General features: G+C 58.3%; 7 protein-coding genes. 2 read left to right on the forward strand and 5 right to left on the reverse strand.

The features are described 5' to 3' along the window. Nucleotides 1-239 (forward strand): hypothetical protein (locus ABY403_RS11520; protein ID WP_372840959.1); only part of this gene is annotated, 239 nt, incomplete at its 5' end. Next, the gene (locus ABY403_RS11525) at nt 232-1554 is read left to right on the forward strand and encodes a hypothetical protein (protein WP_372840960.1); all 1323 of its coding nucleotides are present in this window, start codon (nt 232-234) and stop codon (nt 1552-1554) included. The genes ABY403_RS11520 and ABY403_RS11525, both read left to right, overlap by 8 nt. A 10-nt stretch (nt 1555-1564) precedes the next feature. Here ABY403_RS11525 and ABY403_RS11530 read toward each other — a convergent pair whose 3' ends face one another. The 5 genes from ABY403_RS11530 to ABY403_RS11550 all read right to left on the reverse strand — a co-directional run. Beyond that, nucleotides 1565-2593 (reverse strand): hypothetical protein, encoded by a 1029-nt coding sequence (locus tag ABY403_RS11530; protein WP_372840961.1) that lies wholly within the window; start codon nt 2591-2593, stop codon nt 1565-1567. Then, nucleotides 2590-3711 carry a glycosyltransferase family 4 protein gene (locus ABY403_RS11535; protein ID WP_372840962.1) on the reverse strand — a complete coding sequence of 374 codons (1122 nt, stop codon included), beginning with the start codon at nt 3709-3711 and terminating at the stop codon, nt 2590-2592. Before ABY403_RS11535 ends, ABY403_RS11530 begins: the two co-directional genes overlap by 4 nt. Further along, a complete protein-coding gene (locus ABY403_RS11540; RefSeq protein ID WP_372840963.1) occupies nt 3708-4817 on the reverse strand; it encodes a glycosyltransferase in 1110 nt (369 codons plus the stop codon). Before ABY403_RS11540 ends, ABY403_RS11535 begins: the two co-directional genes overlap by 4 nt. After that, nucleotides 4814-6100, reverse strand: a complete 1287-nt coding sequence (locus ABY403_RS11545) for a hypothetical protein (protein ID WP_372840964.1) — start codon at nt 6098-6100, stop codon at nt 4814-4816. The genes ABY403_RS11540 and ABY403_RS11545 overlap by 4 nt, the downstream gene beginning before the upstream one ends. Continuing rightward, nucleotides 6097-7157 (reverse strand): glycosyltransferase family 4 protein (locus ABY403_RS11550; RefSeq protein WP_372840965.1); only part of this gene is annotated, 1061 nt, incomplete at its 5' end. The genes ABY403_RS11545 and ABY403_RS11550, both read right to left, overlap by 4 nt.

Below are 7157 nucleotides of genomic sequence, written 5' to 3' on the forward strand. Positions count from 1 at the left end.
AGCGAGCAACGCTTGGGATTTCGAGCCCGAGTTTTGGTGACATTATCGGTGTATTGGCCGATGGCGTTGTCTTTTCTCCCAACATGTTCGCGCTTTGGGTCAGGGGAGGGCCCAATGGGATGCACGGCTATCTTAGCAATAGCCCGTGGTCCTGCGGCTTCCACGTCATGGACGGGCCGCAGAATGGTGGGGCCGAGATTACCCCGCAAGAGGTAGCGGAACTTTATCGCAATGTCTAAAATCAGTTTTATCGTCTTACTGCTGCTTTTAGTCAGTGTTGGCACTGTGCCATATGCTGTCTATCTTGGCATTCCCTTGGTGCCGCATCTCTTCGGCTCGATGCTTCTCTGCATGGGGCTCGGGTTGATTTTTCTGCTGTTATCCCGCGATAGCGACAAGCTTTCCGCCTGGGCTTACAAACACGTTCTGATCGCCATCTTTTTCAGGCTCGGGCTTCTCAACCTTCTTCTGGCGATGTCGCAGTTTAAAGGCGTGTCAATCTACGGGTTCTTTGACGACGAGTTCTATGAGCGGGCCTGGGCCGTGGGCGAGCTTGCCGATACGCGCAATATATATGGCGGCGTTGCAACTTTTCTTGGCGGGCTATTCGGCGATTATTCCGCGTTGATCTTGCGCCAGACGAATATTGTGCTTTCCACGTTTGTCGCCTTTCCGGCAATCAGGATTTTGCAACGGTTCGGTGCCAATGAAAAAGCGGCACGAATGGCCGTTTTATTGTTGCTCTACCTACCCTATGCAGCGGCCCATTCGATTTTCGCGATCAAGGATATTATTTCCGCGCTTTTACTGACGGTTTCACTTTCTTTGATCGTCAGCATCCGCGTCGAACACGACCCGAAACCCGAAAGCAATTCTGCTATCTTGCGAATACTGTTGTTGCTGGGGTTGAGCCTACTGCTCGAAGGGCTGCGAACAGGGCAGGGGTTCGCGATCATGGCCACCGCGTTGCTCGGTGTGGCGCTACAAAGCCGCGCACGTATTCCGGTGCCATTGGTTGCCTTGCTCTTGATGCTGGTGCTGGCGCTGCTGGGCGGTTGGGCGTTTAGCAGGTCAGATGCCTACCTGCTTCACGCAGAGCGTTATTTGCGCTGGATAAGCACCCAAGTGGCCGATGGCGATTTCCGCGCCTTCTTCGTCATTGATACTTTTGCCGAGGTTTGGAAGGCACCTTTCGCCTTCGTGGCCTATCTTTTGGGCCCAATCCCGCAGCCGGGTCTTACGGGGCGGGTCATGATCGATACCGGAGGTTGGCTGAAAATGCTCGACTTCCCGGTTCTGATCTTTGTCATCGCGGGGCTGTGGCGGTTGCGACTTCGGCTTTTGCCGTTTTTCTTGCCCGTGCTGGTGCCCTTGCTGCTCTCGGCAATCTGGAATGTGACGAACTTTCGCGCGCAGATCGCTTATTACCCCGCGCTTTTCGTGCTTTTTGGCATGTTGCTCGACCAAGCGCCGCAGCACCTGCGTCGAAGGCAAGTTGGCAGCCTTCTATTCTCGGGGCTGGCCGTTGTGTTCGTGGTCTATCGGCTAACCTGATCGGTGCTGGTCAATAGGCGCCGGGGTAAAGTGCGCGTAGCCGAGGGGTGAAGCTTGCTGAACCGGCAACCAATAGCCCTGCGCGCAAGCCCTGAATTGCTGCGCAAAGATCATCGGCAAGCGCGGCCTCCGTTCGCCCGCGCCGCCACTCTAGGGCGAGTTGGTCTGGCTTCAATTTGAGGGCCGCGGCCAAGACCCTGCGCTGATCCCTGCGGAAAAATGGGCGCTTTTCTTGCGCAGACACGAAGGCGCGCACTTCGCACACATGCGCAAGAAAACCCTCAAGCAGCAAATCGAAGGGTAAGTCGGCAAGCAGCGGCGCGCCAAGTTTATGCTTCAAGCACTGCTCGGTGAAGGCGAGGATCGCATCAGCCGTTTTCAGCTTTTCAAAGGCCAAGCCCGGAAGAACATCGCGCGCAACCTCCTGTCGCCGCTGGTATCCCGCCACGAGCCGACCGCAATGCGGCAATAGCACAGACAGCAGGTCCAACCCGTTTCGGCAGACTGCCAGATATGCGGCATCCGCTGAACTCCGACCCTCTTTCAACGCTTCCAGCACGCGCAATACTGAAGCCAAGCGGTGGATGAACACGGCGTGCAGTTCAGACAAGTTCAAGGTTTGCGGCGTGATTAAGGGTATGCGTTGCAAAAGGTTTGGCGCGCCAAGAATGACCCGGCCCGTCTCGCGTGTTTCGAAATGGATGAAGCGTCGGTCGATGAAGGGCAGGCGGTGTTCTGCGATCATCGAGACATCGATATGAAAACTCGGGGCGCAGTGTGGGGCGTGGCGGGCCTCGACCGTGGCGGCGGCTTTCAATATCTGTGCGGCCAGATCGGTTCGAGTGCGCCAGCCGCTTGTTACGGCCAACAGTTCGATATCACTTGATAACTGCCGCTGTCCTTCGAGAATAACGTAGCTTTCCTCGCCGCGTGAAACACTGCCCAAGACGACAAGCGCCTTCACGCCCGGCAGGCAGCCGCACTCTTGGGCCAGATCAGAAAGGATTGCTGCAACCGTTCCCGCATCCGTCGCTGTCATTCTGCGCGCCTCGCATCATCGACAACTTCGGCCAAGACCCGTGACAGGGTGGCGCATTTGGTTTCAACCCGAAACCGTTCCGCAGCGAACCGGGCGCAATTCTCGGTGGCAAGTGAAAGCTCGGCAGCAGTTAAGCGATTGAGGAAATTGATACATGCGGCAATGCTGGCAGGGCTTTCCGGCGCGAACAAAAAGCGTGAATCGGCAATCATCTCTGGCACGCCGTCTACTGAGGCCGCGATCACCGGCCTGCCAAGCGCCAGCGCCTCCAGCACGACCGTTGGCAGCGGGTCCCTTCGGCTGGGAACGATCACCGCATCGGCCGCACGCATCGCCTCTGCTACAGTGTCGTGCGCGATTTCTCCGTGAAAGGTCAAACCCGCGCCGCGCGCCCGATGCCGCAAAATGGCCTGCCTGCGCGGGGGCACCATTCCGTAGACGTCAAGATTTACACCTTCGTCGGCAAGCAGGCTCAAACCGCTCACCGCAAGATCAAGCCCTTTGCGCTTTGCCGCGCCCCCGAAAAAAGCGAACCGTCGCAGTGGCGTGGCCGGGCGCACATTCGGCATATGGGCCGTGTATCGCGCCGCATTGTAAAGCGTCGTGATGGGGCGGGCGGGGCCGAGCAAGGCGGCAACTTCCCTTGCTGCTGCGTGTGAAACGGCCAGCACATGCCTGCACCGCCCCGCACCTTGGCGGAACGCCCGCCGCACCCCGGGGGGCAGGGTCGAAACCATGTCATGCACGTGGCATACCTCGGGGCACGGCGGTGCCAAACGGGCTGCCAGCGCGACCTCCGTGGAGTTATTGTAGTAAACAAGATCGAATTGTTCCAAGCACTTGCCCCGGGCTGCCAACACCCGTGGCAGTTGGCGCGCCACGCGGCGCGTCAGCAGATTAAACAGCAGCCACCGGCCCAAGCGACCCACGGCAAGCGGCAAGTTGAGTGCAAGCACCCGCTCGGCTCCGAGACGGTCAGTCAACCGCGCGGCCAACCTTTCGCTGGCGCAAAGGATTACTGCGTGATCCTCTCGATCCGGGTCTTTCCCGAGGCAGTCGAACGCAACCAATTCGGCACCCGAGACATATTGGCCGTGAAAGATATGCAGCACCCTCATTGGGCAGGCTCGTCGGCGGTTAAAAGCTGGATCAGGCTGCTTGCGTATCGTTCCCACGAAAAGGCACGCGCATGGGTTTCGGCGGCATCAAGAAAGCTCTCGAACGCGGCATTGTCCAAGGCTTCTAGCCGCGCAATGGCGTCGCCCAAAGGATCGGCGGCACTTGCCCGCAAATAAACCGCGTAGGGGCCAAGCACCTCGCGCATCACTGGAATATCAGAGGCAACGACAGGAATCCGGTGAAGCATCGCCTCTAGCGGTGGAATGCCGAAACCGTCATAGCGCGTTTCGTAGGCAAAAACGTCGATTTCTCCAAGGAACGCGGCTTTCTCCTCCTCTGACACCGGGCCAAGCAGGCTTGCCTTATGGAAAATCTCTGGGCTTCGCGCGCGCAAGTCGGTGAGAAACTTCTGGTCCGCCGCACCGGCGAGAAATAGTTGCGCGACACGGTCGCTTGCCTCGGCGTGGCGCAACAGCTGATCCGCGCCTTTCCAGTAATTGACGCGCCCCAGATAGCCCACGATAGCCGCACCCGGTTGCCAGCGCCCGCGCAGCCTTGGGCGCGGCAACCGATCCCATGCGCCATTTGGCAAAATGGCCTCGCGGCCACGCGGCGCACCAATCTTTGCGTGCAATTCGGCGCGCGTCGTCTGCGAGGGGAACATCACCAGACTTGCCATCCGCACCGACAAGGTCAGGTTCAGACGGAAAAGCCACGCCATTGCCCGCGAAGAGTTGAGATCGGCGTGCAACAAGTAGAGATCATGGATGGTAACTGCGGTGCGCGTCCGCCGTGGTACGGGCGCCAGCACATGGTTGATTTCCCAAAACCAGTCCGCGCGGCTGCGGCGGATATGGCGATAAAGAGCCATGTAGAAGGTCAGCCTGCCCCAGATGCCGCAGCAGTCGCTTGCGCTTTCGATCCGCCGCAGGCCCGGCGCCACAAATAGCGCCTGCGCATTTGGGTTTAGCGGACCTCTGGGGGTTATCACCTCAACCTCGAACCGCTCTCCCAAATACGGCAAGACCCGGCACAGAATATAGCCAAGGCTTGTCATCACCCCGCGCGTCAATTCCCGGCCATTGACAACAATGCGCATCGTCATGTGCGCGGCCCTAGCAAGATGTCGAGGTGCAGGTATCGGCGGATATAGAAATACTGGATAGCGACCGCGGCCAATTGCGCCGCGCCGAACGCAGCTACCACACCAACCGGGGAAAGCAGCGCGTTTGCCGCAAAGGCAAGGCCGATGAGGCCAAGATTTGCGCCGAAGGCCAGACTGAGAACCCATTCGCGCCGTGCTGCAACAAGTGTCGGGCCAGCGATGCCGCAAATCGCAGCAAAGCCGCTTGGGATGAACAGAAACGCCACTATCAGCATCGTGGTTGGCCAGAGCGCCGCGTCGGTAACAAGATAAAGAAACGTCACGCAAAGCGCGGCATAGGCCAGAACGGCCGCCAATCCGAACCCAAGGTTCACCGACCGATAGCGCGCCAAGACCTGACCTGCGCTTGTCTCGGGTTGGCTCGCGGCAAATGCTGCCATCATGTCAGGCACGAACTGGATACTGACAGAGCTTGAGATCAGCGCAAATTGCGCGGCAAAGCGTTGAATAATATAGAACTGCACCACGAAAGTCGCATCCGACAACATCCCGATAAGCAGCGTTGGTGCCTGCTGCACCAAGGTGTTCAGCGCGGTGGCCGAAAAAAGCGCGCCAGACCTGATGTGCCAAGCCGGGCTGGGCGCTCTGTCTGAATCAGCCTGCGCACCCAGCTGTGAAAACCGCTGATGCAAGATCATGCCACAAGCGACCGCAGCACCCGTAAAAACCAACAATCCCAGATATATGTGCGCATCAAATCTTTGCGGCCCAACGCCAGCCCAGATCGCGCCGAGGTATGAACAGGAAAGCAAGTTGTTAACCATTCCCTGCCCGACCAAAAAACCAAGCATGTTCTTGCGCGCGGCGTAGCCATGCCCAAGTACCAGCGAAATCGTACCGGTGATGACGGTGGGAAGCAGCATGGTCAGCAGCAATCCCAATTCCGGGCGTGTGGGAAACAACCGCTCTGCCGCCAAAACCCCGAACACCCAGATAGCCGCAACCGCGACAAGCGCCCGCAAGAACGCCACGCGCAAATGCGCCGCAAAGCCCGAGGACGGATTGCCGCTTGCAAATGCGCGGATCAGGTCTTGCCCGATTGGAACCGCAACCAATTGCACCGCGATGGCAATGATGATCAGAGCAAGAACGAAATCTGCGGCGTCCGAGATCGGGGCAACCTTGCGCAGCAGCAGTATCGCCAAAAGCGCAAAGCCTGCGTTTGCGACCCTGAGCCCAAGATTCCAAAACGCGCGCCACGCGCCATTGCTCGCCAAGCTCAAGGTTCCATTCCAAGAAGAGGGTGCAGTAGCTTTGCGTAGTCCTTGCACATGGCGTCGGAACTGAAGTGGCGGTCGTAGGCGGCGCGTGTGGCGCGGCGCGCGGCGGCCCGTTCCTCTTTGCCAAGATGCAGTGCTTCGCGCAGCGCCCTTGCCATTCCGTCATGGTCAAAGGCGGGCACTGTTTGGCCGATGCCATGATCGATATATGCCTTCAACGCGCCCACATCAAACGCAAGAGTGGGCACACCAAAGGAGGCCGCCAGCAGCGCGACACCGCTTTGGGTGCCGCTGCTGTAGGGAAGCAAGTTGATATCTGCGGCAGCGAAAACCCCGCGAAGCTCGTGTTCCGCTACATGGCGATTTTCGATCGTAATGTTTGCATGGGCCGCAAGCGGGCGCAGAAGCTTTTCCTCCCCTGCGCCAATTACGCGATACCGGATCGGCAGGCAGGCAGTGCGCTCGGCAATCGTCGCTAGGTGTTCATATCCCTTGTATTCCCTGATCCGGCCAAAAAGAAGAACCTGCAATCCTGCATTGTCCGGCATGTCAGGCTCGCCACGCTCACCATCGTAGCCCCCAAGCCAAACTGTGTGCACTTTTGCCCGTGTCGTCAGCTGGCAGCGGCTGAAAACAACAATTTCATCAGCAAACCAGCGCGAGACCATCCAAACATAAAGGTTCACAGCGAATGCGCCGCGTCCATTATGCGCGCGTTGGTCATGAATAGTGTATATCATGCCAACACCAAGAAGCCGCAAAAAGACGCCATAAGCCAGATATAACGGGCTTGCGTCATCAAAAAGCACATGAGTAATGCCATTGGCGCGGACGCGGCGCAAATTATGCGCAATCGCAAGCCAATTATCCAGCCGGAACAGCGCGCTCGCGCGATTTGGCTGGGGGGCAAACCGCATGCCAAGTGCGTCGTCGTCACCGAAAACGATAGACGTTCCACGAAGCCGTCTCTTGATTTCATAAAGCTGGCGAAGATCTGGATTGATGCTTTGGCAGACTATGAGAATCTTGTGTGCCATTCGAAACAACGTCCCTCGTGACT

Source organism: Phaeovulum sp., from assembly GCF_041596715.1.
Classification (GTDB): domain Bacteria; phylum Pseudomonadota; class Alphaproteobacteria; order Rhodobacterales; family Rhodobacteraceae; genus UBA6213.